Here is a 25,490-nt window from a genome sequence, read left to right as displayed (position 1 = left end):
CACGGCCGGAGACGGAGAAACAAAGCTCCACCTCACACGCCCGGAAGGTCCCTGCGTGTACCGAAGGTTTCTTCCTGGGCCAGGCGCATCCTGCTGAAGACATCGGTCTATCGCCCCGTCAACGGCGGTATCGATGTCGGTATCGTCGAAGACGATGAAAGGCGCATTCCCGCCGAGTTCGAAGTTGATCGGTTTGACCTGATCCGAACACTGGCGCATCAGCAACAGGGCGACCTCAGTCGAGCCGGTGAAGCTGACCTTTCGCACCTTCGGATGGGAGGATAGTCCTCGGCCCCTAGCGTCACCGTCCGACGCATAGACGAGGTTCAGAACGCCTTCCGGAAAGCCGGCCAGTTTCGCCAGCGCAAACATGGCGCCTGCGACCAGAGGGGTCTGCTCCGCTGGCTTCAGGACGACCATACAGCCGGCGGCAAGCGCCGCCGAAATCTTGCGCGCCACCATCGAGGCTGGAAAGTTCCAGGGCGTGATCGCGCCGACGACGCCGATCGGCTGCTTGATCACCAGCATTCGCCTGTCGTTTGACGGTGCGGAGATCGTCTCTCCATAAATGCGGCTCGCCTCCTCGGCAAACCACTGAAGATAGGCCGCCGCGTGCTGCACCTCGGATTTCGCCTCCACCAGGGGTTTGCCCATCTTGGCGGCCAGGATCGCTACAAGATCGTCGCTGTGCTTTAGGATCAGCCGATGCCACTCCCAGAGCACATTCGATCGCTCGCGAGCGGTAAGATGAGCCCATGGTTCCTGCGCCGCATGGGCACTTTCGATGGCTGCGCGAGCATCGTCAGCGCTCATATCGGGTCACCTCTGCGAGCAGCTCGCCGGTCGACGGATTGAGGACGGGAAAGAGTTTTCTTGCGGTCGCCAGCGACGGAGCAGGCTCGGCTGCGAGGTCGCGAAAGAGTTGCGGGTTTTTCAGATGTTTTGTTAATGCCGGCGTCAGCGTCATCCCTAATATTCACGGCCCAACCGCTATGCCTTTGCTGACGCCAGCGTCGAACGGGAAAGCCGGAGCAATGACCCATCACTGCTCCGGCGCGTTCTTTTGCTGGCGGTTCTGTCGCCGTTAGATCAAGGCGATGACGGCTTCGATTTCCACCTTCGCGCCTTTCGGCAGTGCCTTGACTTCATAGCAAGCGCGGGTAGGGAAGGGCGTGGAGAAGAAGCCGGCATAGATGCGGTTGACCTCCCCGAAATCACCGAGCTCGGTGACGAGGACAGTCGTCTTCACCGTCTTCGACAGCTCGGTGCCTGCAGCTTTGGCGATCGCCTCAAGGTTCTTCAGGCATTGCTCGGCCTGTTCGACCGCATTTGCCGAATTGAATTCACCCGTCGCCGGATCGATCGGCAACTGTCCGGAGACGAAGAGCAGATCGCCCACCTTGATGGCCTGAGAGTAGGGGCCGACTGCGCCGGGAAAATCGCTTATAGAAACCGGTTCGATCATGGTTCAGTCCTCCTTGCGTGTTTTGTGTGAATGGCTCAGGCGTATCGGCTGATGGCAAGGTCGGTGGTGTCGATCTCAGGCTCCCGGCCAGACACGAGATCCGCAATGACGCGGGCTGAGCCGGAGCTCATCGTCCAGCCCAGCGTGCCGTGCCCGGTATTGAGGAAGAGGCCAGCGATCTTCGTTGGGCCGATTACCAGCGTGCCGTCCGGCGTCATCGGCCTGAGAGCCGACCAGAATGTCGCCTCGCCGGCATCGCCGCCCGGAAAGAGGTCCATGACGGAATGCTCGAGGGTGCGCCGGCGCGCCTGGCCATCATCATTCGTATAGCCGGAGATTTCCGCCATGCCGCCGACGCGGATGCGGTCGCCCAGCCGCGTGATGGCAACCTTGTAGGTCTCGTCCATGATCGTTGATTCCGGCGCGCGCGAGGCATCGGTAATCGGGATCGTCAAGGAATAGCCCTTGACCGGGTAGACCGGCAGCTTGATGCCGTAGCGCTTGAGCAGCAGCGGCGAATAGCTGCCAAGGGCCACGACGACCGCATCGGCTGTGAGCCGTTCCCAGTTTGAAGAATCTAATCCAAGTGCAACAATGCCGTGTGAAGGGTAGGGCGTCAGCTACTTTCGCGCAAATGTGCCATGAAGACCTCGGCCGGTAGCAGGTGATCACGAATGTGGATTCGCAGTCGACGATGCGGCCGCCGAACGCGTCCGGGCTGAAGCCGCCGAACATCACCGAGTGCACCGCGCCGATGCGGGTGCAGGCGAGCATGGCATAGGCCGCTTCCGGAACCATGGGCATGTAAACACGGGCGCCCTCCTTGACGCCGTGCTTCTTCAGCACATCGGCGAAGCGGCAGACATGCTCGTCTAGTTCGTTATAGATGATCTTCTTGTCGAGCGAGGGATCGTTGCCCTCCCAGATGATCGCGACCTGATGGCCGTGGTCCTTGAGGTGGCGGTCGATGCAGTTATAGGAAACGTTGGTCCCGCCGTCTTCGAACCACTTGATCGAGACGTTGCCTTCGAATGACGTGTTCTTGACCTTGGTGAACGGCTTCGACCAGTCGAGGCGCTTGCCGTGCTCGGCCCAGAAGGCATCGGGGTTGTCGATGCTTTCCTTGTACCAATTCTCGTACATTGCCCTATCAATGAACGCGCGCGCTCTCACATCACGCGTCACGGGATAAAGAGCAGAATTAGCTGTGAGTTCTTTCCAGACATTTCTCAATCGCCATTGGTTCAAATCAAAGTTGACGGAAGCATGCTCGTCCTTCGATTCAAGGCTTCGAGGAAGATATCGGATGCCCTATTGGACAACTCTACTATCGCGAAGGACCGCTGATGCACACACTGCAAACTGGGTAAGCCGAGTTAATGCGGGTTGCTAGAACGACGGAGTCGAGAGGCCGTTCGCGTGGGATGCTGCAGCAATTGTGTTGGCCATGAGCATGGCAATTGTCATCGGCCCAACGCCGCCCGGAACCGGCGTGATCGCGCCCGCAACTCTGGAGACTTCGTCATAGGCGACGTCGCCCACTAATCGGCTCTTGCCCTCGCACCGCTCCGGCGCAGCGAGCCGGTTGATGCCCACATCGATCACCGTGGCACCGGGCTTGATCCAGTCGGCCTTCACCATTGCCGGACGGCCCACCGCCGCCACCAGAATATCGGCGCCGCGTGCCACTGACGCCAGATCCTTCGTCCTCGAATGTGCCGTCGTCACGGTCGCATTTGCATTCAGTAGCAATTGCGCCATCGGCTTGCCGAACAGGTTGGAGCGGCCGATGACGACGGCATTCAGCCCCGACAGGTCATGGCCATGGATCGAGCGCACGAGCAGCATGGCGCCGGCCGGCGTGCATGAGATCAGTCCGGTCGAAAGGTCGCCGATTGTAAGCTTGCCGGCATTGACCACATGCAGGCCATCGACATCCTTCTCCGGCCGGATCGACTGGATGATTGCATCGGAATTAAGATGTTTCGGCAGCGGCAACTGCACGAGAATGCCGTGGATGGAGGCATCTGTGTTCAGCGAGCCGACTAGGCCTGCAAGCTCCTCCTGCGTCGTTTCGGCCGGCAACGTGTGCTGGATCGAGTTGAAACCACATTCCTTGGCCATGCGGCTTTTGGCGCCGACATAAGTGTGGCTGGCCGGATCATCGCCGACGATGATGACCGCTAGCCCGGTCTTCACACCGGTTTGCATCTCAAGTCCTGCCGCGGCAGCCTTCACAGCCTCGATCACCGACGCTGCCGCTTGCTTCCCGTCTATTACAATCGCAGACGCCATGTCTTATCCCATGCGCTCGGAGGCATAAGAGCCCGGGCTCGGCGGGAAGACGACAACGCGGTTGCCGTTGACAAAGCAACGGTGGTGGATATGGGCGTGCACGGCGCGGGCGAGCACCTGGCTCTCGACGTCGCGGCCGATCGAGACATAGTCCTCGGCCGACTGCGCATGAGTGATGCGGGCGATGTCCTGCTCGATGATCGGACCCTCGTCGAGATCGGCGGTGACGTAATGGGCCGTCGCGCCGATCAGCTTGACGCCGCGCTCATAGGCCTGCTTGTAGGGGTTGGCACCCTTGAAGCTCGGCAGGAAGGAGTGGTGGATGTTAATGATCTTCCCCGACATCTTCTTGCAGAGCGCATCGGAGAGCACCTGCATGTAGCGGGCAAGCACGATCAGCTCGGCGCCGGTCTGCTCGACGATCTCCATGAGCTGGGCTTCCGCCTTCGGCTTGTTCTCCTTCGTCACTTTGATGCAGTGGAAGGGAATGTCGTGGTTGACCACCACCTTCTGATAGTCGAAGTGGTTGGAGACGACGCCGACGATGTCGATCGGCAGCGCGCCGATCTTCCAGCGGTAGAGCAGGTCGTTCAGGCAATGGCCGAAACGCGACACCATCAGGAGCACCTTCATGCGCTTCTCAGCATCTTTAATCTCGATATCCATTGCAAATCTCTCTGCGACTGGCTTGAAGCCTTCCACCAGAGCTGCCTCGCCCACACCCTCCTCGGAAACAAAGGAAAGTCGCATAAAGAACTTGCCGGTTTCGAGATCGTCAAACTGGCTGGAGTCGACAATGTTGCATCCTTGTGCGGCAAGGTAGCTCGATATCGCTGCAACGATACTCCGCGATGATCTGCACGAAACTGTAAGCACGTATTGGGTCATCGTTAAACTCATCTATTATTGGGCGGTTGCCGTTGTTTGCCTGAGCGCAGCCGAGGACCTGCAGACGAGACACCACGCATTACGAAGCTGGCCCCTGCAGCCCCCAGCGTATCCTATGCTGACGCGCCTTGGCGACATCGATTGCCTTCCTGCTATGGCGCAGCGTATGAAACGAAGTAGTGCAAAGCGGTAAGATGGCGATCGCTTGGATCAAGTTGGATGCGTGCTGTGCTCAGCATTGCCCTCATTGAGCTCGAGCCTCTACCCCGCTCCACGCTGCTGCGAAAAGGGCGATCGCCTTCGTAACCCGCATCAGCGATGGCAAGCTTACTCGCTCATCCACTGCGTGGATGTTCTCCGCAATCGGCCCGTACACAAGACTGGTCATTTCGCCATGCAAGGAAAAGACAGCGGCGTCGAGATAGCACGGCATTACGAAGCGCTGAAGCTGCCCTTCAGACTTGTCAGCCAAGGTATGCGCTTCCTTAAGTATCGCCTCTGCTTCGCTTCCAGGAGCAAGAATATATCCCCCCTGCTTAACGCCCACCCATTCGATCTCCGGTTCGGGGCATCCCTTCAGCAGCGGATCGCTTGTAAACGCTTGTTTCAGAAATTGTTCGAGAGCCGCCGCACGGCTGGATGCCGCTTCTCCGGGGTAGAAGCCGATACGGCCTGTAAGCTGGCATTCACTGGGAACGGAAGCGAGCCATTCACCACCTGACATCGTGCCAATCGTCAAAGCGATGGGGTTGTCGACTTCAGCAAAATTAGGAAGCGCGTTGGGGCGCTCCGCTATCCACTCTTGCTCGAGCCGACGCAAATGTTCAATAGTGCGGATTGCGATATCAATTGCACTCCTACCGGCAGCCACCTCGAACGGGTGCGCCGGCATGCCTTGAACAGTGATCGCGAATTTTACGACGCCGGTGTTCGCACTGACAAGCTGCTCACCGGTCGGTTCAGATATGAGAATAGCATCGGCGCGGAAACCCTCGGCGAGGACCATGGCCGCTCCATTTCCGGTGGTCTCCTCTTCAATGACCGACTGGAACTGGACTGGCCCCGCTAAGTCGAGCTCAGCACCCGCTAGCGCATCGAGAGCAAAGAGGTTAGCGACCAAGCCGGCCTTCATATCGCCGGCCCCGCGACCGTAGAGCCAGTCCCCCTCTCGTGTCGCGGAGAAAGGCTCATATTTCCAACGTGCGCCCGTCCCAACCGGCACCACGTCGACATGTGCGTTGAGTGCCAGAGATCTGCCACCCTCTCGTCGTGAATTCTTGGACCCAACAACAACAGTCGAGTTTTTGAGATCGAATTTGGTCGGGGAGAAAGCAGGATCCCTGCCGATGCGAGCTGGGTCGATCGCGAAACTACGCACTTCATAGCCACGATTTTCGAGAGCGTTGGAAACAATTGCCTGAACTCCGGCTTCATTTCCTCGGAGCGAGTCGGCACGCACCAGCTGCTGCAAAAATTGGACCTGCTCCTCAAAGCGATCCTCGACCGCCTTGAGGATGCGCTGGATCTGGTGTTCGCTGAGTACTGCCTTAACGATGGGATGTCGCAAAGATGTCGGTTCGCTCACGTTTGCCCTCCTGAATTTTCGGTAGGATGTAACGCTGCCCTGCGCAGCGTAAAGCTAACGTTTGCTATCTGAACGCCAGTTTTGTTGATCAGAATGCTATGACCGAATCTCCATTGTGTTCAGTCGGCAGCCGCGAACCTGGATCGGCCGCTAATGACACTTCCTGAAAAGCGGCAGACACATCGCAGGTGCAGCCCGACCGACAGGACCTATTGCTCGGGGCCTATCCAAGTGTACAAAGCTGATGATCGCGGTGGAGAGTGCAGGTATATCCCTGCGGCTCAATCAAGGATTTGACGAGATTCCAAACGGTCCGCTCCCCCAATAGCAATGGCGGTTATTCCAGACCGAAGGATGTGCGAACCAACATTATACCGAGCCAAGCAAAATACTGGTTTCCGTCGAAGCGATCCCATCGATACTCCGTATTTCTCGCAGAGCACGATCTAGATCCGAAAGGCTTTCAGCGCGGAGGTCAGCAATGTAATCCCACCCGCCGTTCGTTGTATAAAGCGCAACGACTTCTGGAACACCGTGCAGTGCCTTTATGAGAGCGGCAGGCTTCTTGCTTGAGGTTTTTACACTTGTAATAGCGCGCAGAACCGTTTCGTCCAATTCATGTCGGGTGCGAACGGTGAATCCGCGCACCGCACCGGTCGAGATCAAGCGATCGAGGCGCTTCTGAATTGTCCCCCTCGACACCTCCAGCTTCTCTGCAAGCACCGCAATTGGCATTCGCCCGTCCAACCTGAGGAGTGCAATTAGCTGCCTATCAAAATCATCCATTGCTCAGCTCCGCGCAGTTTGCCGTTCTCGATACAGCAATCTGCTGCACATTACTAGCATTTCGGGAGCAAACTGCAGCTTTACGCTTTGCAAGCCGCCACCCTATCATCTTGAAAACTTGGCTCTGGGAGGAGCGTTTGGATCTTCGCATCCATGATCATTGGTCTGAGCGGCTGGCAAGTTGCTGCGCGGATCAGGCGCGGCTAATGGGAGGGGTAGGAAATGAATCATGTATTCAACCGCCGTGCGTTTGTGCAGGCGATGCTACTGGGATCGGCAGCACCCTGGGTCCTGCGCTCACCGGCGTTCGCCGCGTCTTGCGATGATCGCATCGTCCGCGTTGGTGGAGTCGCCGCCCCCGACTCGATGAACCCCTTCGCCACCTGGGGCGCTTTCTGGCCGCTAGTATTCAGTTATGACTTCCTCGTCGGCGTTGATGCCCAGCGGCACCAAGACCGGATGGGGTTTGCGAAGTCATGGTCTGTTGCCGATGACAACGTCACCTGGACTTTCAAGATTTGGCCCGGGATGAAGTGGTCGGACGGCAAGCCTGCCACGGCGAGGGACGCCGCATTCACCTACAACTACCTGCGCGGCTCCATAGGCAAGCCCGACGAGTTGAACGTCGGCTGGAACAACACCAGCGGTCTGGAGAATGTCACGTCTATCACGGCGCCCGATGACGAGACTCTAGAAATCGTGACCAAGATGCCCACCCGCTGGCCTATCGACAATTACATAATGATGGTCCCTGAGCACATCTGGAAGGATGTCTCTTATGCCGATGCGCGCGGCACCTTTCAAAACAAGCCGCCGCTAGTCGGCACGGGCCCGATGATCGTCGCGGAATTCCTGCAAGGCCAATTCGTCCGCCTCACGCCGAATCAATACTTTCGTGCGGGTCAGCCGCCATCGGCCGGCATGATCTTCCACCTTTTCAATACGGCCGATCCTATCGCCCAAGGCCTGAAGAGCGGAGACCTTGATTACGGGATGTACCTGACGGCCGCCCAGTGGGCCGACCTATCAAAAGATGCGACCATCGTAGTTGGTCAAAACCGCGTCGAGCAGCGGAATTACTTGGCCTTCAACACCGCATCTGAAAAGGGGGCCGGCAGCACCAAAGCCCTCCAGGATCCGGCGTTTCGCGACGCCATTGGCTATGCGATTGACCAGAACGCAATAGTTGATCGCGCCCTCCGTGGGCACGCCGATCCTGGTGTTGGATTGGTCATGCCTGTGGCGACCGATTACTACTCGGACCTAAGTGACATCAAGCGCCACTTCAATTTAGAGGAGGCAGCGCGGCGGTTGGATACGGCGGGTTACAGGGACACGAACGGCGACGGCATCCGGGAAGACAAGGAGGGGAAAAGCTTCCAGCTCGAACTGGTTACCGGAACAATGGCGAATTTGATAGAGATCCCGACGGCGGTCGTCCAACTCATCGCGGGCTGGCTTGGCCAAATCGGCATCCCCGTATCGGTGACGCAACTCGACAGCGGCGCGCTTAACTCCCGCACAGCGCCCCCGGCGTACGGAGGCGGAGGCTGGGATTTGCTCGTTGCTGGAACATGGTTGTCCCCCTCGGCTCACGACGTGCTCGGCTTAGGCAACAGCGCCGACCGTCAAAATAACAGGGCATATTGGAAGAATGATGAATTCGACGCCCTATTATCGAAGGTCGACCGTACGGCCGACCTCGGGAAGAGCCAAGAGTTGGTGGAGCAAGCAGTCCGCCTCATCTACACCGAAGCGCCGTACATCATCTTGTGTTACCCCTTCGTGCTCGATGCCCATCGGAAGGACTGCTTCGTTGGCTGGGGAACTCAGGACATCCTGTCGATGTGGAGCTATTTCCCGCTCGATCGCTTGAAGTCAATCTGATGGCAGGCCAAGCAAGCAGAAACTTTATGAGCAGGCGGCTCGGTCTCGCCCTGATCCGGGCGATTGTGACGCTACTGATCGTGGCCACGCTGAACTTCATCCTATTCAGGGTGATTCCGGGCGATCCCGCTAACATGCTGTTGGCGGGGGCGCGCAGTTCAGTAACCGCTGAACAAATTGAGGCGCAGCGCCAGAACTGGGGCCTCGATCGGCCTCTGTTCCCTGATCAGGTAGTCGACTACCTGTGGGCATCTCTCCACGGCGATTTGGGCTACAGCTTCAAGTTCAGGGGACGGCAGGTCGCTGACCTGATTTTCGAGCGATTGCCGGCCACCATTGCCCTGGTTGGTTTGGCCCAAATCATCGCCATCCTAGGCGGCGTTATGCTTGGCTTATATGCGGGTTGGCGCAGGGGAGGAGCCATCGACAATATTGCTACAGTATCCTCTCTGGCGCTCTATTCAACGCCAGCATTCTGGCTTGCAATGCTACTGATAGTGACGTTCAGCACGGTTTCGGGCTGGCTTCCGGGCTATGGCGCATATTCACCCAGCGCTAGCATCGCCTCCGTTGACCGGTTGCTCGATTACTTGAAACATCTTGCGCTCCCCGTCGCAGCCGTGGCCTTGGGACTCATCGGCCAATACGTCGTGGTCGCACGTGCAGCGATGAGCGAAGTGGTCACCGAGGACTACATGGTGACCGCTCGGGCCAAGGGATTAACCCATCGTCAGATGCTGATGCATCACGCATGTCGCAATGCAATGCTACCGGTCGTAACTTTGATTACCCTCAATCTGGGCTACGTGGTGGCGGGTGCAATCACCGTCGAAGCCGTCTTCGCCTGGCCCGGGATTGGCGGCCTTACTGTGGAGGCTCTCAATGCGAGAGACTATCCAGTCCTCCAAGGCATATTCCTGCTACTGGGTGCGTCGATCGTTGCTGCAAACCTCTTGGCCGATCTAGCCTACGGCATCCTTGATCCGAGAGTTCGGTAATGACGGAAAATATTGTCAAATATCCCCCACGAGGCCGGACGCGAGCGGTAAAACGTTTTCTGGGACAATTTCTTAGGGATCGCGGCGCTCAAGTAGGTCTCGTATGTTTGGTGTTCTTTCTTATTGTGGCAGCGATGCCTAACATGCTGGTAGGGCCGCTCCAGACTGCGATCAATGCAACTGGCGACTTCTTGGCGCCACCATCAGGCCAGCATCTGCTGGGAACCGACGAGGTTGGGCGGGACGTGCTCAATCTAATCGTTCATGGTGCGCGGATATCACTCACAATCGCGCTGCTGGCGACAGTGATTAGCCTCGTCGTCGGCAGTACGGTTGGCATGGCCTCAGGTTACTTTGGCGGTTGGGTTGACACTTGGTTGATGCGCATCACAGATTTCTTTTTTGTTATGCCATCATTTGTACTGGCGCTGATCATCACGCCCGTGGTTCTCGAGGTGATGGGGCGCAGTGGATATATTCTCGGTTTCCGTCTTTCTCTTTTTGTAATTATTACCGTTATCGGGATGACAAGCTGGTCATTCGTCGCACGCATCGTTCGCAGCCAAACGCTATCAATTAAGGAACGAACGTTTATTGATCGTGCACGGGTGGTGGGCAGCAGCAATCTTAGCATTATGGTGCGCCACATCCTTCCCAATCTCGTGCCGCAAATTGCAGCCAACGGAGCTCTAGTCGTCGCGGGTGCGATCTATATCGAGACTTCACTCTCATTCCTCGGACTCGGCGATCCGTTGCAGCCTTCATGGGGCACTTTGCTTTCACTCGCCCAACGCGCCGGAGCGGCCAGTGCTGGAGCCTGGTGGTATCTTGGCGCTCCTGGAGTATGTGCGCTCATGGTATCGCTTAGTTTTGTCCTGATCGGTAATGCCCTCGACGACACATTCAATCCACGGCGCAGGGCGATCCCATGACAAACTCGTTCCCAGACAAGGAACCGCTTCTCAGAGTCGACGGGCTCTCTGTCGACTATGGACTCAAGGGCGATCCATTGAGAGCGATCGATGGCGTAAGCTTCGAACTTCGAACCGGTGAGGCAGTCGCCCTTGTCGGTGAATCGGGGAGTGGGAAGACTACGACGGCAATGGCAATTGCGGGTCTCTTATCCCCCAACGCGCGAGTCAGCGGCGGCCAAGTACACTATCGGGGACAGCGACTGCCTATCGATGACGATGCCGCCATGCGGCCGCATCGCTGGAGCGAGACGTCCGTTGTCTTTCAGGGCGCGATGAATGCGCTTAATCCCGTTCACCGCATTACCAAGCAAATCGCTGAGCCGTGCATTCTGAAGCTCGGGATGACGCGTGGCGAGGCGACGGCGCGGGCAATTGAGCTGCTCGAACTCGTCGGTATTCCGGCGGATCGCGGCGTAGCCTATCCCCACGAGTTGTCGGGCGGCATGCGTCAGAGGGTGATGATTGCCATGGCGCTCGCATGTCGCCCCTCCATCATTGTAGGTGACGAGCCCACCACGGCGCTCGACGTCATTACACAGGCTCAGATCCTGAAGCTGCTACGGGATCTGCGATCCCAGCTTAACCTTGCCCTTATTTTGATCACCCACGATCTCTCTGTGGTGGCTGAATCTTGTGATCGCGTGATGATCATGTACTCCGGCCGGGTCGTCGAGGACGGCACTGTCGCCGAAATCTTCGCCGAGCCTAAGCACCCATACACCAAACTTCTGATCGCCTCGATCCCGAACCCTGCGAACGGCAAAAAGATGATACGGCCAATTCCCGGTGATCCCCCCAACTTGGTCAATCGACCGTCGGGCTGCGCGTTCCATCCACGCTGCCCGTCGACCATGTCGGTTTGCACAACTGAAGTCCCTCGACTTGGTCGGTTTGGGCATGGACGGGTCGCCTGTCATCTTCACCCGCCGTTGCAAGAAAACATGGTTACGGTTCATGCGTGACTCCTCGGATATCCTGCGTCTGGAGAACCTGCAGGTCCACTTCCCGATTCAGGGTGGGCTCTTCGATCGCATGCTGGGTAGGCCTTGCGGCGCCGTGCGCGCCGTGGACGGGCTTGACCTCAACGTCGGGCGTGGCGAGATCGTCGCTCTGGTTGGGGAATCGGGAAGCGGCAAGTCGACGGTGGGCCGCGTCATCACCAAACTTTCGCAGCCAACAGGCGGCAGATTGCTGTTCGAGGGCCGCGACATGACCTCGCAAAGAAGCTCCTCGGCCCTACGCTCTTATCGGCATCACGTGCAAATGATCTTCCAGGACGCCTATCAGGCGCTCAATCCGCGGCACACGACGTTCGACATCGTGGCGGAACCGCTGCGCTCATTGCGGCTGGTAGACAACGATGCTCAACTTTCAGAGCGGGTTAGCGAAGCGCTTGCGGCCGCCGGGCTTAATCCTCCCGGTGATTTCTTCGCCCGTTTTCCACATGAGCTATCTGGCGGGCAGCGACAGCGCGTCGTAATTGCCGGAGCGCTTGCCGTAAAACCGGAGCTTATTGTCGCCGACGAGCCCGTGTCCATGCTCGATGTTTCGATACGGGCACAAATTCTTCAAGTCCTTGTTGACCTGCGCGACAGACACAACATGGCGCTGCTGTTCATTACCCACGACTTGCCGCTCGCATGGTTGATCGCTGACAGGATTGCTGTCCTTTATCTTGGAAAGCTGGTCGAGATCGGCAGCGCCGATGACATCACGTTCAAACCTCGGCATCCCTATACAGTCGCTCTATTAAACGCCACGCCTCAGATTGGCGGCGCAGCTCGCCCGGGGGTTCCGGCATTGCAGGGCGAGGTTCCAAGCGCCGCGCGCTTGCCGAACGGGTGTCGTTTCCATCCGCGTTGCCCCCTTGCCTTCGACCGCTGCAAGGTGGAGGAGCCGCCGGCCATCGAAGTCGGGCCTCACCACATGTCCGCGTGCTGGCTGGCAGAGCGGTAACAGCGCTAATCAATACCCGTCATTTGGGCGGGAAAGCACGCCAACCAAACTAAGAAGGGATGGTCGCGATGCGCTTAGATGAATATGTCAACTATGATGCGACAGGTCTGGCCTCTCTCGTGAGGGCCGGAGAGGTGACTGCTGTAGAACTGACGTCCTTGGCGAGGGAAGCTCATGACCTGGTCAATCCGCGCATCAACGCCGTCATTGAGTTTTACGAAGATGCTGAGACCATAGCTGGCGTGGACAATGGATTGTTTGCAGGCGTTCCCTTCCTGCGGAAGGACATCGGATCGGCGGAAGCTGGTCGCCTACAGGAACAAGGAAGTAGACTATTCAGGGGCTATCGCCCCACCCGTGAAAGCCATTTCTACAGACGGGCTCGGGAAGCCGGGCTACGGACTGTCGGAAGAACAGCAACGCCTGAATTTGGTATGTCCGGAATGACCGAGACAATTCTGAACGGAATCACTTGCAATCCGTGGAATCTGAATCGTTCTGCAAGCGGGTCATCTGGAGGGGCGGCAGCGTCAGTGGCGGCAGGTATTACTCCAATTGCGCATGCCAGCGACGGTGGCGGCTCAATTCGACAACCAGCGGCTTGGTGCGGCCTTGTTGGGCTGAACCCCTCCCGTGGACGCATCTCCGGGGGCCCGGACCGTCAGGACGGATGGTTTGGTTTAAGTAGGGAATTTGTTCTATGTCGAACGGTACGCGACATGGCGGCGGCGCTGGATGCTTTTTCAGGTTCCGAAGTCGGTGATCCGTTCGTCATCGTCCAGCCCGGCCGCCCCTACATAGAGGAACTTTCACGGCCCACGGGCAAGCTCCGGGTTGGGCTTGCCATGACAAAGTGGGGGCCCGTAGATCTCGAGCCGGAAATCTTACAGGCAGTCGAGATGACCGCGTCACTTCTCGAAGAAATGGGACATGCTGTCACCGAGATTGAACCGCCATATAAGTTCGAAGAACTAATTGAAATCATGCTCGGCGTGTCAGATCTCGGCGCTAGATCACTTGAAATAGCAGCGGGCGTGTTGGGGCGCCCCATCAGTGCAGACACCGTGGAGCCGGTTAATCTGAAACTCTATCAACGTGCCCAGAAGCAGCCACTCTCGCGCTCGACCGAAGTACACGACGCCATCCGCCGGATGCGGCTCAACGTGGGCGAGGCAATCAATGCCTTCGACATACTCTTGACTCCAGTGATGTCCATTGCTGCCCGGCCGCATGGCGGAAATGACACTCTGACCAATGAGACAACCTCGGTAGAAGAATTTATGCAAGCCGAATATCAGGAAGGTGCTCACCTCGGCGTATTCAATGTGACTGGCCAACCTTCGGTCAGTTTGCCCTTAGCAGAAAGCGCTGCCGAACTACCGATCGGCATTCAGATCGTCGGCCGTTTTGGGGATGAGGCAACGCTGGTGCGTGTGGCACGGGATCTAGGGGAGGCAAGACCATGGGGTCACCGTCGACCGAGAATCTGGGCGGGGAACAACTGACGGTGCCGCATTAGGTGCTAGGCACTAAGTCCCACAGTGGCATATTGTTGTCGCCGCCATATAGTGAACTCTACGGGCAAATTTCTTCATGGCAGCGCCAAGAGGACGCAGCCGTTCGAGCTGAGCTACAGCGACCGAAGGCTTCAGCCACGGCACCCCGTAGGCGGTAAGGTACCGATGAAAGACCGTGGGGAAGTGGCGAGACCAGGTGTAGGGATTAGCCGATGGGGCGAGAGAGCACAGAAACACGGCGTGTCGTCTCTGGAGCTCTGGAGGAGGCCGCAGCGCCGCAGTAGTCTTTTTGAGAGTTCAGGCTTGACCGACGATGTCTACATCGTTCTAGAAGGACGTGATCCCATTTTTGCCGCGGTTAAGGTTGCATCGCTGCCTGTAGAGACATGGCATTCCTCGTCTGCCAACTGCTCATGGAGGTGCTTGCCATCCTATCGGTTAGGTTGCTGCTCGCGCCACCAGGCTGAACTGGGCTGAAGGTTACCGCAGCATGCTCCGTGTGTCTGTCGCAACACAAGCGAGATCGGCCGCGCGCGTCCGCCAATAGAGGCAGTCATCGACGAACCACGCCAGTGAGTACGAGCGATCGAGGCGTTTCTGAATTGTCCCCTTCGAGACCTGCAGCTTCTCTGCAGGCACCGCACTGGCTTCGCCCATCCCCACCATCATTGCAAATAGCGGTCTGTCGGAATCGTCAATGTCAGCTTCACGCAATTTGTCTATTTCGAGGGAGCAAAGTGCTGTACATTAGTTGCATTTGGTGAGCGAAATTTAGCTTTACGCCACGCACGGCGCCATCTTATCATCTCGAAAACTAGGCTTTGGGAGGAGCATCCAAACTTTTGAAATCCAGCCCAGCTCAAGGGGATGAGCTGTAGTGAGCTCACTGCACAGACCAGGCGCTACTTTGAGATGCTGACAACGCGGGTGGGGCCATCAATTTCATTGAACCGATCTTCGTGACAACGTCGGCTCTGTGGCAAACTGGTCTCGGTTCTGGAACCCTCGTACGGCGGGTAATGGATAGCAAGAGCTGCCTTCTGCTCCACTGCAACTGCTGAATTGTTCGACGGTATCGTGTCGCAACGATCGCAACCGCGTCTGAAGCTACGGCGAATGCTCTTGAAGCCGACAAGAGTTCGATTTTTGCGAGGAGTTTACATGAGCCACTATTCCGCCCTTTCCATCCTACGCCATGGATTGTTGGGGAACAAGCATTGGCCGCGTGCCTGGCGCGATCCGGCGCCGAAGCCAAGTTACGACGTCGTGATCGTGGGTGGCGGTGGTCACGGACTTGCCACCGCCTACTATTTGGCTAAGGAGCATGGGATTCGCAACGTTGCTGTCCTGGAAAAGGGTTGGCTCGGTGGCGGCAATACTGGCCGCAACACCACCATCGTACGCTCAAACTACATGATGCCCGGCAACACTGAGTTCTACGAGCGATCGGTGCAGATGTGGGAGAATCTTAGTCAAGATCTGAACTACAATGTCATGTTGTCGCAGCGTGGCTACTACTATGTTTTCCATTCGCCGGGACAGGGGGATGCCCTACGGCGCCGCGCAAATGTGATGCGGGCAAACGGTATTGATGCAGAATTTTTCGATCGCGCAGAAATAAAGAAGCGGCTTCCTTTCCTGGACTACTCCGCAAGCGCGCGGTTTCCGATTTATGGTGCATTCCTACAAAGCCGAGCTGGCACAGCGCGTCATGACGCGGTCGCATGGGGGTACGCGCGCGGGGCCGACAAACAAGGCGTCGACATTATCCAGCAATGTGAGGTGCTCGGATATATCTGGGAAACGGACAAAATCGTTGGGGTCGAAACCACACGCGGGCCGATCCGCGCAAATAAGGTGGCCCTTGCAGTTGCCGGCCATACCAGCCATTTGGCCAGCAAGGCAGGATTGCGCCTGCCCATCGAAACCCACCTGCTCCAAGCCTTTGTCACAGAGCCACTGAAACCGCTCGTTGACCATGTGATCATCTACGGGGGCGCGCATTTCTATATCAGCCAGTCCGATAAGGGCGGCCTGGTACTCGGCGGTGATCTCGACGGGTTTAACTCCTATGCGCAACGCGGTGGACTGCCCATCGTCGAACACACGCTCCAAAGCGCCATAGCCCTCATGCCGTCGCTGTCGCGTCTGCGTTTGCTGCGCCACTGGGCCGGTGCAGTGGATATGACGATGGACGGTTCTCCCATCATCGGCAAAATGCCCATCGAGGGCCTCTGGCTGAACGGTGGCTGGAACTACGGTGGCTTCAAAGCGACACCTGCCTCAGGATATTGCTTTGCCTGGACCATCGCCAAGGGAGAACCACATCCGGACAGCGCTGAGTTTACGCTGAGCCGCTTCGAGCGTGGCTATCAGATCGACGAGACGGGCGCCGGCCCGTATCCGAAGGCCCAATGAGGTTCAAACATGCTGAGAATTTATTGCCCAGTTTGCGGGCTGCGGGATGAAACTGAGTTTACATACGGCGAAGATGCAACCGTTCGCCGCCCTGATATCAGTGAGACGGATCCCAAGGTCTGGCATGAATATGTGTTCATTCGTGAGAATCCACGCGGTCGGCACAAAGAATATTGGCACCACGTCGCCGGATGCAGGCAGTGGATCGTCGTTGAACGCGATACACTGACACACGAGATGTTTGGCTCCTTCCTTGCGCGTGAGGTGACGGTATGACGGCCCGGCGACTTACAACCGGAGGACGGATCGATCGCTCTCTTAGCGTCACCGTCCAGTTTGACCAGCGGTCATTTTCGGCACATCTCGGAGACACTTTAGGATCCGCTTTGCTCGCTGGCGGTCAGCAGATCGTCGGGCGCAGCTTCAAATATCATAGGCCGCGTGGTCTCGTTGCAGCTGGTGTCGAAGAGACTAACGCCCTTGTCCATCTTCGTGAGGGTGATCGCCACGAACCCAATGCACAAGCCACAATGGTGGAAGTCTTCGACGGATTGACTTCGACACCTCAGAACGCGTGGCCAAGTCTCCAATTCGATGCTGGCGCGGTCAACGGGCTAATGTCCCGTTTCTTCGGCGCCGGCTTTTACTACAAGACCTTCATCGGTCCCTTCGGCGGGACGAAGTTCTGGATGTTTTGGGAGCGGTTCATCCGTAAGGCGGCCGGCATGGGACGGGGAACAACGCTTCGTGATCCCGACCACTACGAGAAGATCAACGCCTTCTGTGATGTCTTGATTGTAGGGGCAGGCCCCGCGGGGATCGCTGCAGCTCTCGCGGCTGGCCGCAGGGGCGACAACGTCATACTCGTCGAGCAGGACCGTGACCTTGGCGGATCGCTTCTCAGCGAACCGGCGGGCGGGCCCTCCGATGTCTGGCTCGCCCAGGCCGCTGCGGAGCTTTCAGATCTTCCGAACGTTCGTGTTCTGAGGCGTACCACGGCTTTCGGAGCGTATGACTGTGAGGTGTTCGGCCTCGTGGAGCGTGTGCAGGACCATATTCGCGCGCCCGAGAAGGGAAAACCGCGGCAGCGCTACTGGGTGGTGCGAACCAAACGGGCTATCCTAGCGACCGGAGCGATAGAACGACCCATGGTTTTCGCCGACAATGATGTGTCCGGGGTTATGCTCACCTCAGCTGTTCGTACTTATCTGAATCGATATGCTGTTCTTGCCGGCGAACGGATCGTGGTGGCTACGAACAATGACAGCGCATATACCGCAGCCATCGAACTCGCAAACTCGGGGGCGAGGGTAACAATCTGCGACCTGCGCCGCGAGGTCCCGGCCCAACTCGGGGAGAATGCGAGAAAGGCGGGAATTGACCTGCGGCCCGGACATGCGGTCCTGAAGGTGGTGGGTGGCAAATGCGTAAAGGCTGCATACGTCGTTTACGTTACGCCCGAGGGTAAAGCGGTGGGAAGGAGCCTGCGGATTGATTGCGATCTTGTCACCGTATCTGGTGGTTGGACTCCGACGCTGCACCTTTGGAGTCAGCGCTTTGGCAAGCCGCAATATGACAGGCAACTGGACACGTTTCTACCGCCAGCGGAAAGAGGGGCATTCACATGTGTCGGCTCGCTCGTCGGGTCCCCATCGCTCAAAGATTCTCTCTTGCAGGGCCACAAAGCTGGTGGAGGCATCGGGAAAGAACCCGCTCTACTTGGCCACGCTGACTTCTGGGGCCGCAATCTTGCGCCGGTGACAGTCATCACCAAGGCAGATGGCAGCACTCCCGGTAAAGCATTTGTGGATTTTCAGCACGACGTGAAGCTGGCCGATATCGATCAAGCCCATCTTGAAGGATACGTCTCGGTCGAACATCTCAAGCGCTATACAACATCAGGCATGGCAACCGATCAGGGGAAGACGTCGAACCTCAATGCTCTTGCCCGCATGTCAACCCTGCGCGGCATGGACATCCCCTCCGTCGGCACGACAACATTCCGACCGCCCTATACGCCGGTGGCGCTAGGTACCTTGGTTGGTCATGATCGGGATCGTCATCTACGAGCGATCAGGCTTTCAACGATCCACGGTTGGCATGAAGAGAATGGCGCGGAGATGATCGATGCAGGCCTGTGGCTTCGTCCATGGTACTACCCGGCCTCGGGTGAGGGTATCAACGAGGCCTATATTCGCGAAGCGTCCCACGTGCGCAAGCATGTCGGCATCGTCGATATCTCCACGCTTGGCAAGATCGCAGTGCAGGGGCCGGACGCCGCGGAATTCCTCAACCGCGTTTATGTGAATGGCTTCAAAACGCTTCCTACCGGCAAGTTGAGATATGGCATAATGCTGCGCGAAGATGGGTTCGTTTTCGACGATGGCGCGACGGCGCGCCTGGGCGAGAACGATTACTTCATGTCCACAACGACGGCAAACGCCGCCAAGGTGCTAGCGAACGCGGAGCACCTCCTCCAGACCGCATGGAGGGACCTCAGGGTCCATGTGACCTCCGTCACAGACCAATGGGCTGCTATCGCAATTGCCGGCCCGAAATCTCGGGGTGTGTTAGCCGCCCTCGCAGGTGTAGATCTAAGCAACGAGGTCCTACCAAGCAACCACTTTACTCATGTCACGATTGCTGAAGTGGCTTGCCGCTTGCACCGGATGAGCTTCTCAGGTGAACTTGCCTATGAGCTCTTTATTCCAGCCAAACGTGGCCGCGAGATCTGGGAAGCCCTTATTGCGGCTGGCGTTCCATACAATCTCAGGCCCTACGGTCTTGAAGCCATGGGCGCCCTTCGCATTGAAAAGGGACACATAGCCGGGTCGGAAATCGATGGGCGCACAACCCTGAAGGATCTCGGCTTAGAGGGCTTCGCGTCCACCAAGAAGCAATTTGTCGGCTCCGTACTTCGAAAGCGTCCGGTACTCGAAGATCCATCACGGCCTTCTTTGGTGGGGCTGGAAATCATCGGAGACTCCAGTGCGCGGGCGGGCTCACTTCTGTTCGCAATGAATGCTCCCACAAAAGGACACGGCGAAGGGTGGGTGTCTGCTGTAACCTACTCGCCGGCGCTGAAAAAGAATATCGCGTTGGCACTTCTGGCGCGGGGTCCTCAGAGGTTCGGTGAAACAATTCAAGTGGTAGACTTTGTCGGCAATGAAACGTGGCAGGCAAAAGTCGTTTCGCATCATTTCTTCGATCCGGAAGGACATCATCAGAATGGCTAAGAAGCATCAGTCACCAGTGCGTGGCACTACCTCTGACGGACTTCCCGTGACGATCCGTGAAGTGGAGTTGGGGACCTTGACCCAGCTTGCCGGGTGGGAAGATTTTGACATTCTCGCTGACGGTATTCTGCGGAAGCAAGCCCTTTCGCTCCCGAGCGACTGCCGCTCATCGTTTCGCCGAGGGCTGACGAGTGTATGGCGCATCGCGCCTGATCGAGTTCTCGTCCGATCGGACACGGCGATGAACTTTGAAGCAGTTGACGAAATTGTGACGCTGGATCTTTCGCATTCGCGAGTTTGCTTGCGGCTAAACGGGCGTGGTGCAGCGAGCTTGCTTAGTCGCATGGTCGCGCTTGATTTGTCGGAGGCCGGCTTCCCAATCGGGACCTTCGCCCAAACTGCGATCCACCACGTTAGCGTGCTGATTGATAGAGTTGGAATGGAGGAGTTCGATCTATGCATCCCGACCACGTTTGCTGTCTCCCTGACTGGCTTTATTGCAGAGCATCTCAACCAAGTCGCGTAAGATGCTGCCTCGCATGGTCCCTTTCCTCCGTCACGGAGTCCCGAGTTCGGCGTCATCGGTAGCCGCATTGCGGCGTAGAAGACCTACCGTAAGCTCTGCTCGCTAACCGCTGGATTGGACGAGGGATGACTTGTATCCAAGGTGGCGACATGGCGGCTAGCATCACACGGGATGATCGATGCGTGGCCGCTTTCCTACGCCCAATCGGCTTTATGTCAGCGTGAAAGGCAGTGAAACTGGACGCAAAAAGGTAAATTCGCCCCGTTTTCCGCGCGAGACAGTAAGCGGGGCGGCCGACCAAAAAAGCAGGCCAATGGAGGCGAACTTACTTGTACACAAGCGCAATTGATGGTAAGAATATCAGCGTGGCAGGCGTGAAATGCCATTGCCGCAGAAGACAAAAAAGATCTGAGAACAGATCGACGCGCAGCTCTAGCTGACGCAGGGGAACTGCATGCCTAATCACGATCAAGACCCGCTTATAAAGTTTCATAAGGTCAACAAAACCTACGATGGGAAGACTTTTGTCGTTTGCGACTTGTGCCTGGACATATACAAAGGCGAGTTTCTCGCGCTACTTGGCCCGTCCGGCTCAGGAAAAAGCACAACGCTCGGAATGTTGGCGGGCTTCGAGCATCCATCCAGCGGCAGCATAACGCTGGCGGGAAAGTCGCTACAGGATATACCAACGCACAAGCGAAAATTTGGCATGGTATTTCAAAATTACTCCCTGTTTCCACATATGACGGTCATGGAGAACATAATTTTCCCGCTTCGCATGCAGGGAATATCCAGGAAAGATGCGTGCCGGCTCGGGCAATCAGCACTCGAAATGGTCGATCTTGGTGACCCCGGTATGGGAACGCGGAAGCCTGATCAGCTTTCGGGCGGGCAACAGCAGCGTATTGCGCTTGCGCGCGCGCTCGTGTTCGAACCACTAGTAATCCTCTTTGATGAACCGCTCGGTGCCTTGGACAAGAGGCTGAGGGAGCAAATGCAGCTCGAGCTGCGCCAGATACATAGGCGCCTCGGTGTGACAATGGTCTTCGTCACACACGATCAAAGTGAAGCTCTCACGATGGCGGATCGCGTTGCGGTGTTCAACGAGGGAAAGATCCAGCAAATTGCTTCCCCCATGCAGCTCTATGACGCGCCTGACACTGCTTTCGTTGCTTCGTTCGTTGGAGAAAACAACAAATTGGGTGCAAAGGTTATTCATTCACAAGGCAACAATTGCAACGTTGAGCTTCATGATGGCTCGCGGGGCGAAGGCCTTAGCCCGCACCACTTGTCACCCGAAGTAAGCGTCGTCCTGGTGATACGCCCCGAGCGGGTCGTGGTTTCTCCCGGAGAAGGCTACCGGAACAGGTACCGGGGGCGCGTGAACGAAGTCATCGAACTCGGAGACCAGACCCGGCTCCGGCTGGACGTGGCGGGAAATGAGGAATTTCTCGTGAAGATACCAAGAACTCATGGCGCTCCTGAGTACCGGGTTGGCCAGGATCTGTTCGTTGGATGGAGGTCGCAGGACTGCAGAGTGCTGCGAGCATAGCAATAGGACGTACATCAACAAATCCACCACCGAGCGTTCGTCTGATCGCTCGAGGGCGGCGCGCGCCCTTAGTGGTGCAGATTGTGTGTTGACAACCAAGGAAGAAGAGGGGGAAGTGCATGCGCAGTATCTCAAACAACCTATACTCGGCAGCCGCATTGGCCGGTTTGCTGGTTGCGTCTACCGTAGCCGCGAGAGCCGACGATCTTACTATCGCGACATATGGCGGTACATTCGAAGAAGCTCTGCGAAAAGAGGTTTACGAGCCCTTCACCAAGGAGACGGGGATCAATGTTCTCGCGGACGCTTTCTCTGGTGACGTCGGAAAAATTCGCGCCATGGCTACCACCGGCACCTACAATTGGCAGCTGGCCGAGAGTGAGTCCGTGATTGCCGCAATCGGCTGCCAGCAGGATTTTCTGGAACGTTTCGATCTCGGGCGCCTGAAGCTGACGCAAAATGACTTCGTTCCCGGAAGCCTGATCGAGTGTGGAATTCCCGATGTTATCTACTCCGTCAATTTTGCTTACGACACAAATCAGGTGGCGGAGCCTGGCCCAGCATCCTGGGCTGACTTCTGGAATGTGGAAAAATGGCCAGGCAAACGCGCGATGCGGAAGTCTCCCAACGGAACTCTTGAGTTTGCGTTGTTGGCAGACGGGGTCCCCATGGACAAGGTTTACGAAGTGCTGAGCACACCGGAAGGTGTCGATCGCGCGTTCGCAAGCCTCTCGAAACTCAAGCCAAATATCGTGTGGTGGGAGACCGGCGCACAATCCGTCCAGCTTCTCGCAGACAAGGAAGTTGCAATGACGGTCGGCTGGAACGGCCGCTTGTACAGTGCTGCTCACGGTGAGGGTCAAAAGCAAATCAAGACCGTTTGGAATCAGTTCCGTTGGGAGACGTCAATGTGGATCATGCCCAAGGGCGCGCCCAACGTCGACAACGCTTACAAGTTCCTGGAGTATGCCACCAAACCGGAGCTGATCGCCGAAGTTACCAAACGAGTGGCTAACGGACCTGCGGTCCTGGCCGCGGGCAAGCTCATTCCCGCGGAACTCAATCCCGAACTTCCAACAAGTCCCGAAAACTTGAAGAACGGCTTTCCAATGGATGTCCAGTTCTGGGTTGATCACCAGGAAGATCTGACGGAGCGGTTCAACAACTGGGTGGCTCAGCAATAATGTCGCAAATTGTAGGCGGCCGCGCATTTTGGCCAGGAAGAGCTTGGAATTGCCGGAGTATCCGATGACCATCACTGCCAAAGTTATATCCAAAGCTCTCGATGATTCGGCCGCCTACGGTTACCGTCGCGAGTTGAGGTTAAAAGAGGTGCGGCGAGGTATGCTCGTCGCTCCTCTCTTCTTCTACATCACCCTGATCTTTGCTCTCCCAATCGTCTTGATGTTGATCAGAAGTATTGAAGACCCCGAAGTCTCGAACGTGCTTCCGAACACAGCAAGCCTCATTCAGCATTGGGATGGGAATGGTCTGCCGAGGGATGAGGTGTTCGCCGCCCTGGCTAGCGATGTCAAGGAGGCCGCGGGCAATAGAACCCTGGGCCAAGCGGGTAGCCGACTGAACTATGCAATCCCCGGTTTTCAATCCCTTCTAATGAAGACCGGGCAAAAGATCTCCGGTACTCCAATCGTCAATGGCATGGAAGGATTGATCCAGATCGATCGACGCTGGAAAGAGAACCGGTATTGGCTCGCGCTTCGGGACGCCTCAAGCCAGTACTCACTGTTTTATTTCAGAACAGCGCTCGGAATGTCTGCCACTGAAACAACGTCAGATGGTCGTGGTTTTTATTTCGATGTCCTCGCCCGCACATTATGGATGACTTTTGTGGTCACTTCAGCCTGCGTTATTCTTGGTTATCCTCTATCCTATTTTCTTGCGAATTCATCCGAAGCATTGCGGATTAAGTTGATCTTACTTGTGTTGTTGCCGTTCTGGACGTCTCTGCTTGTCCGAACGACGGCTTGGTTTGTGCTTCTGCAAAAGCACGGCCTGATTAACGACGTTGGTATGTTTCTCGGTCTTTGGTCCGAGCCACTAGAGCTAATTTATAACCGGTTCGCAGTGTACGTCGCGATGACTCATGTGATGCTGCCGTTCATGGTCCTTCCTTTGTACAGCGTGATGCTGAAGATCCCGAGTACCTACCTGAATGCGGCGGCTACGCTTGGCGCTCCCCCACTTCGGTCGTTCTGGGAGGTCTATCTTCCACTTAGCTTTCCGGGCTTGGGGGCCGGTATATTGCTCGTGTTTATCGTCACTCTGGGGTTCTACATCACACCCGCACTTCTTGGTGGACCCGCTGATCAGATGCTGAGCTATTACATCGCCCAAAACGCGAGCAACTTTGGCAACTGGGGCCTTGCTGCTGCCCTGAGCGTACTCCTCCTTGTGGTCGTCGGAGCGGTCATTCTTTTGTTCGCTAGACTTAGAACGACCACCTACACGCAGGAGGCAGGACAATGACAACGCCGATGCTAATGCTCACCAGGCCAGCTTCCGTATTACCCAAGACTGCCCTTGCGCTCGTCGGTGGGCTTGTACTGTTGTTCCTAATTCTGCCGATCATCGTCATCATACCGCTATCGTTCAACTCCGCCCCCTACTTTACCTATCCAATGCCGGGATTCTCCCTTCGATGGTACGCGGAGATCTTCGGTGGTTCATCAACATCGACTATGTGGCAACGCGGGATCTTGAACAGCTTTATAGTTGGTATTTCTTCAACGGTGCTGGCCACCGTGCTAGGAACTCTGGCGGCGTTGGGACTGAGCCAGAGCACTTGGCGATATAGAAATGTTGTGTTCGCAGTGCTCGTATCGCCGCTCGTCGTCCCGGCGATCGTGTCCGGCCTCGGGCTCTTCTATGTATTCGCTAAACTTAAGCTCGTCGGCACGTTCTGGAGCCTGATTTTGGCTCATGCCGCCCTTGGCGCCCCGTTCGTCGTGATAACTGTCTCAGCCACTTTGAAAGGGTTCAATCAAACACTGCTGCGAGCCGCGGCAGTTCATGGGGCATCGCCGTCACGTGCCTTCTACGAGGTCACACTGCCGCTTATCTCGCCCGGTGTCATTTCAGGCGCGATCTTCGCGTTTGTCTGGTCCTGGGACGAGATCGTCGTGACCCTATTCCTCGCTACGCCGCCACAACACACGGTGCCCATCAGAATGTGGAGCGGTGTCAGGGAAAGTTTCAATCCCACCATTACGGCAGTGGCCACTCTCTTGATTGTAATGGCGATAATCCTGATGGCGATCGTTGGTCATTTGAACCGACGCAGTGCCCGCTTCAAGAACCCGTCACCGTAGATCTCTCACGAAGATTTCTCGCCTGCTAGGCCAGACAGGCTGCCCGCCACCTTTAGCAAAGATAGAACAACTTCGATC

Annotated in this window: 19 protein-coding genes and 3 pseudogenes; 14 read left to right on the top strand and 8 right to left on the bottom strand. The window is 57.0% G+C overall.

The window, feature by feature from the left end; genetic code table 11:
• Positions 1-108 precede the first annotated feature (108 nt).
• The 8 genes and pseudogenes from AYK65_RS00205 to AYK65_RS00170 all read right to left on the bottom strand — a co-directional run.
• Positions 109-967: pseudogene (locus tag AYK65_RS00205) on the bottom strand (aldehyde dehydrogenase family protein); the annotation flags it as partial.
• Between the two features lie 117 nt (positions 968-1,084).
• Positions 1,085-1,465 carry a RidA family protein gene (locus AYK65_RS00200; protein ID WP_081157728.1) on the bottom strand — a complete coding sequence of 127 codons (381 nt, stop codon included), beginning with the start codon at positions 1,463-1,465 and terminating at the stop codon, positions 1,085-1,087.
• A gap of 35 nt (positions 1,466-1,500) precedes the next feature.
• Positions 1,501-2,025: pseudogene (locus AYK65_RS00195) on the bottom strand (FAD-dependent oxidoreductase); the annotation flags it as partial.
• A 100-nt stretch (positions 2,026-2,125) separates the two neighbouring features.
• A pseudogene (locus AYK65_RS00190) lies at positions 2,126-2,650 on the bottom strand (acetyl-coenzyme A synthetase N-terminal domain-containing protein); the annotation flags it as partial.
• Positions 2,651-2,854: 204 nt separating this feature from the next.
• The gene (locus AYK65_RS00185) at positions 2,855-3,760 is read right to left on the bottom strand and encodes a bifunctional methylenetetrahydrofolate dehydrogenase/methenyltetrahydrofolate cyclohydrolase (RefSeq protein ID WP_081157726.1); all 906 of its coding nucleotides are present in this window, start codon (positions 3,758-3,760) and stop codon (positions 2,855-2,857) included.
• 3 nt (positions 3,761-3,763) lie between these two features.
• Positions 3,764-4,648, bottom strand: a complete 885-nt coding sequence (gene purU, locus AYK65_RS00180) for a formyltetrahydrofolate deformylase (protein ID WP_081157725.1) — start codon at positions 4,646-4,648, stop codon at positions 3,764-3,766.
• Between the two features lie 244 nt (positions 4,649-4,892).
• Complete coding sequence (locus AYK65_RS00175) at positions 4,893-6,233, bottom strand: ArgE/DapE family deacylase (protein ID WP_081157724.1); 1,341 nt, start codon at positions 6,231-6,233, stop codon at positions 4,893-4,895.
• Between the two features lie 369 nt (positions 6,234-6,602).
• Entirely contained in the window at positions 6,603-7,019 is a 417-nt protein-coding gene (locus AYK65_RS00170; RefSeq protein WP_081157723.1) for an Lrp/AsnC family transcriptional regulator, read from the bottom strand.
• Between the two features lie 222 nt (positions 7,020-7,241).
• On the opposite strand from AYK65_RS00170, the gene AYK65_RS00165 reads away from it, so the two are divergent.
• The 14 genes from AYK65_RS00165 (at position 7,242) to AYK65_RS00095 (ending at position 25,412) form a co-directional block, all read left to right on the top strand.
• Positions 7,242-8,906, top strand: a complete 1,665-nt coding sequence (locus tag AYK65_RS00165; RefSeq protein ID WP_081157722.1) for an ABC transporter substrate-binding protein — start codon at positions 7,242-7,244, stop codon at positions 8,904-8,906.
• The gene (locus tag AYK65_RS00160) at positions 8,906-9,904 is read left to right on the top strand and encodes an ABC transporter permease (RefSeq protein ID WP_081157721.1); all 999 of its coding nucleotides are present in this window, start codon (positions 8,906-8,908) and stop codon (positions 9,902-9,904) included. Before AYK65_RS00165 ends, AYK65_RS00160 begins: the two co-directional genes overlap by 1 nt.
• Positions 9,904-10,836, top strand: coding sequence for an ABC transporter permease (locus AYK65_RS00155; protein ID WP_081157720.1), 933 nt, complete (start codon positions 9,904-9,906; stop codon positions 10,834-10,836). Before AYK65_RS00160 ends, AYK65_RS00155 begins: the two co-directional genes overlap by 1 nt.
• Positions 10,833-11,840, top strand: coding sequence for an ABC transporter ATP-binding protein (locus tag AYK65_RS00150; protein ID WP_081157719.1), 1,008 nt, complete (start codon positions 10,833-10,835; stop codon positions 11,838-11,840). Before AYK65_RS00155 ends, AYK65_RS00150 begins: the two co-directional genes overlap by 4 nt.
• Positions 11,833-12,834, top strand: a complete 1,002-nt coding sequence (locus tag AYK65_RS00145) for an ABC transporter ATP-binding protein (protein ID WP_081157718.1) — start codon at positions 11,833-11,835, stop codon at positions 12,832-12,834. The genes AYK65_RS00150 and AYK65_RS00145 overlap by 8 nt, the downstream gene beginning before the upstream one ends.
• Before the next feature lie 68 nt (positions 12,835-12,902).
• Positions 12,903-14,339, top strand: coding sequence for an amidase (locus AYK65_RS00140; RefSeq protein WP_081157736.1), 1,437 nt, complete (start codon positions 12,903-12,905; stop codon positions 14,337-14,339).
• Between the two features lie 1,173 nt (positions 14,340-15,512).
• A complete protein-coding gene (locus AYK65_RS00130) occupies positions 15,513-16,769 on the top strand; it encodes a sarcosine oxidase subunit beta family protein (protein ID WP_081157716.1) in 1,257 nt (418 codons plus the stop codon).
• A 9-nt stretch (positions 16,770-16,778) separates the two neighbouring features.
• Entirely contained in the window at positions 16,779-17,045 is a 267-nt protein-coding gene (locus AYK65_RS00125; protein ID WP_081157715.1) for a sarcosine oxidase subunit delta, read from the top strand.
• Entirely contained in the window at positions 17,042-20,005 is a 2,964-nt protein-coding gene (locus AYK65_RS00120; RefSeq protein WP_081157714.1) for a sarcosine oxidase subunit alpha family protein, read from the top strand. The genes AYK65_RS00125 and AYK65_RS00120 overlap by 4 nt, the downstream gene beginning before the upstream one ends.
• A complete protein-coding gene (locus AYK65_RS00115; RefSeq protein ID WP_172401971.1) occupies positions 19,998-20,531 on the top strand; it encodes a sarcosine oxidase subunit gamma in 534 nt (177 codons plus the stop codon). Before AYK65_RS00120 ends, AYK65_RS00115 begins: the two co-directional genes overlap by 8 nt.
• A 454-nt stretch (positions 20,532-20,985) precedes the next feature.
• Entirely contained in the window at positions 20,986-22,083 is a 1,098-nt protein-coding gene (locus AYK65_RS00110; RefSeq protein ID WP_081157712.1) for an ABC transporter ATP-binding protein, read from the top strand.
• Between the two features lie 119 nt (positions 22,084-22,202).
• Positions 22,203-23,267, top strand: a complete 1,065-nt coding sequence (locus tag AYK65_RS00105) for an ABC transporter substrate-binding protein (RefSeq protein ID WP_081157711.1) — start codon at positions 22,203-22,205, stop codon at positions 23,265-23,267.
• A 64-nt stretch (positions 23,268-23,331) separates the two neighbouring features.
• Entirely contained in the window at positions 23,332-24,570 is a 1,239-nt protein-coding gene (locus AYK65_RS00100) for an ABC transporter permease (protein ID WP_081157710.1), read from the top strand.
• Entirely contained in the window at positions 24,567-25,412 is an 846-nt protein-coding gene (locus AYK65_RS00095; protein WP_081157709.1) for an ABC transporter permease, read from the top strand. Before AYK65_RS00100 ends, AYK65_RS00095 begins: the two co-directional genes overlap by 4 nt.
• Positions 25,413-25,490: the final 78 nt, after the last annotated feature.

Origin of the sequence: Ensifer aridi, from assembly GCF_002078505.1 — a bacterium.
GTDB lineage: Bacteria > Pseudomonadota > Alphaproteobacteria > Rhizobiales > Rhizobiaceae > Sinorhizobium > Sinorhizobium aridi.
The sequence above is the reverse complement of the archived record's forward strand: the minus strand, read 5'-3'. Positions and strand labels throughout refer to the sequence as shown.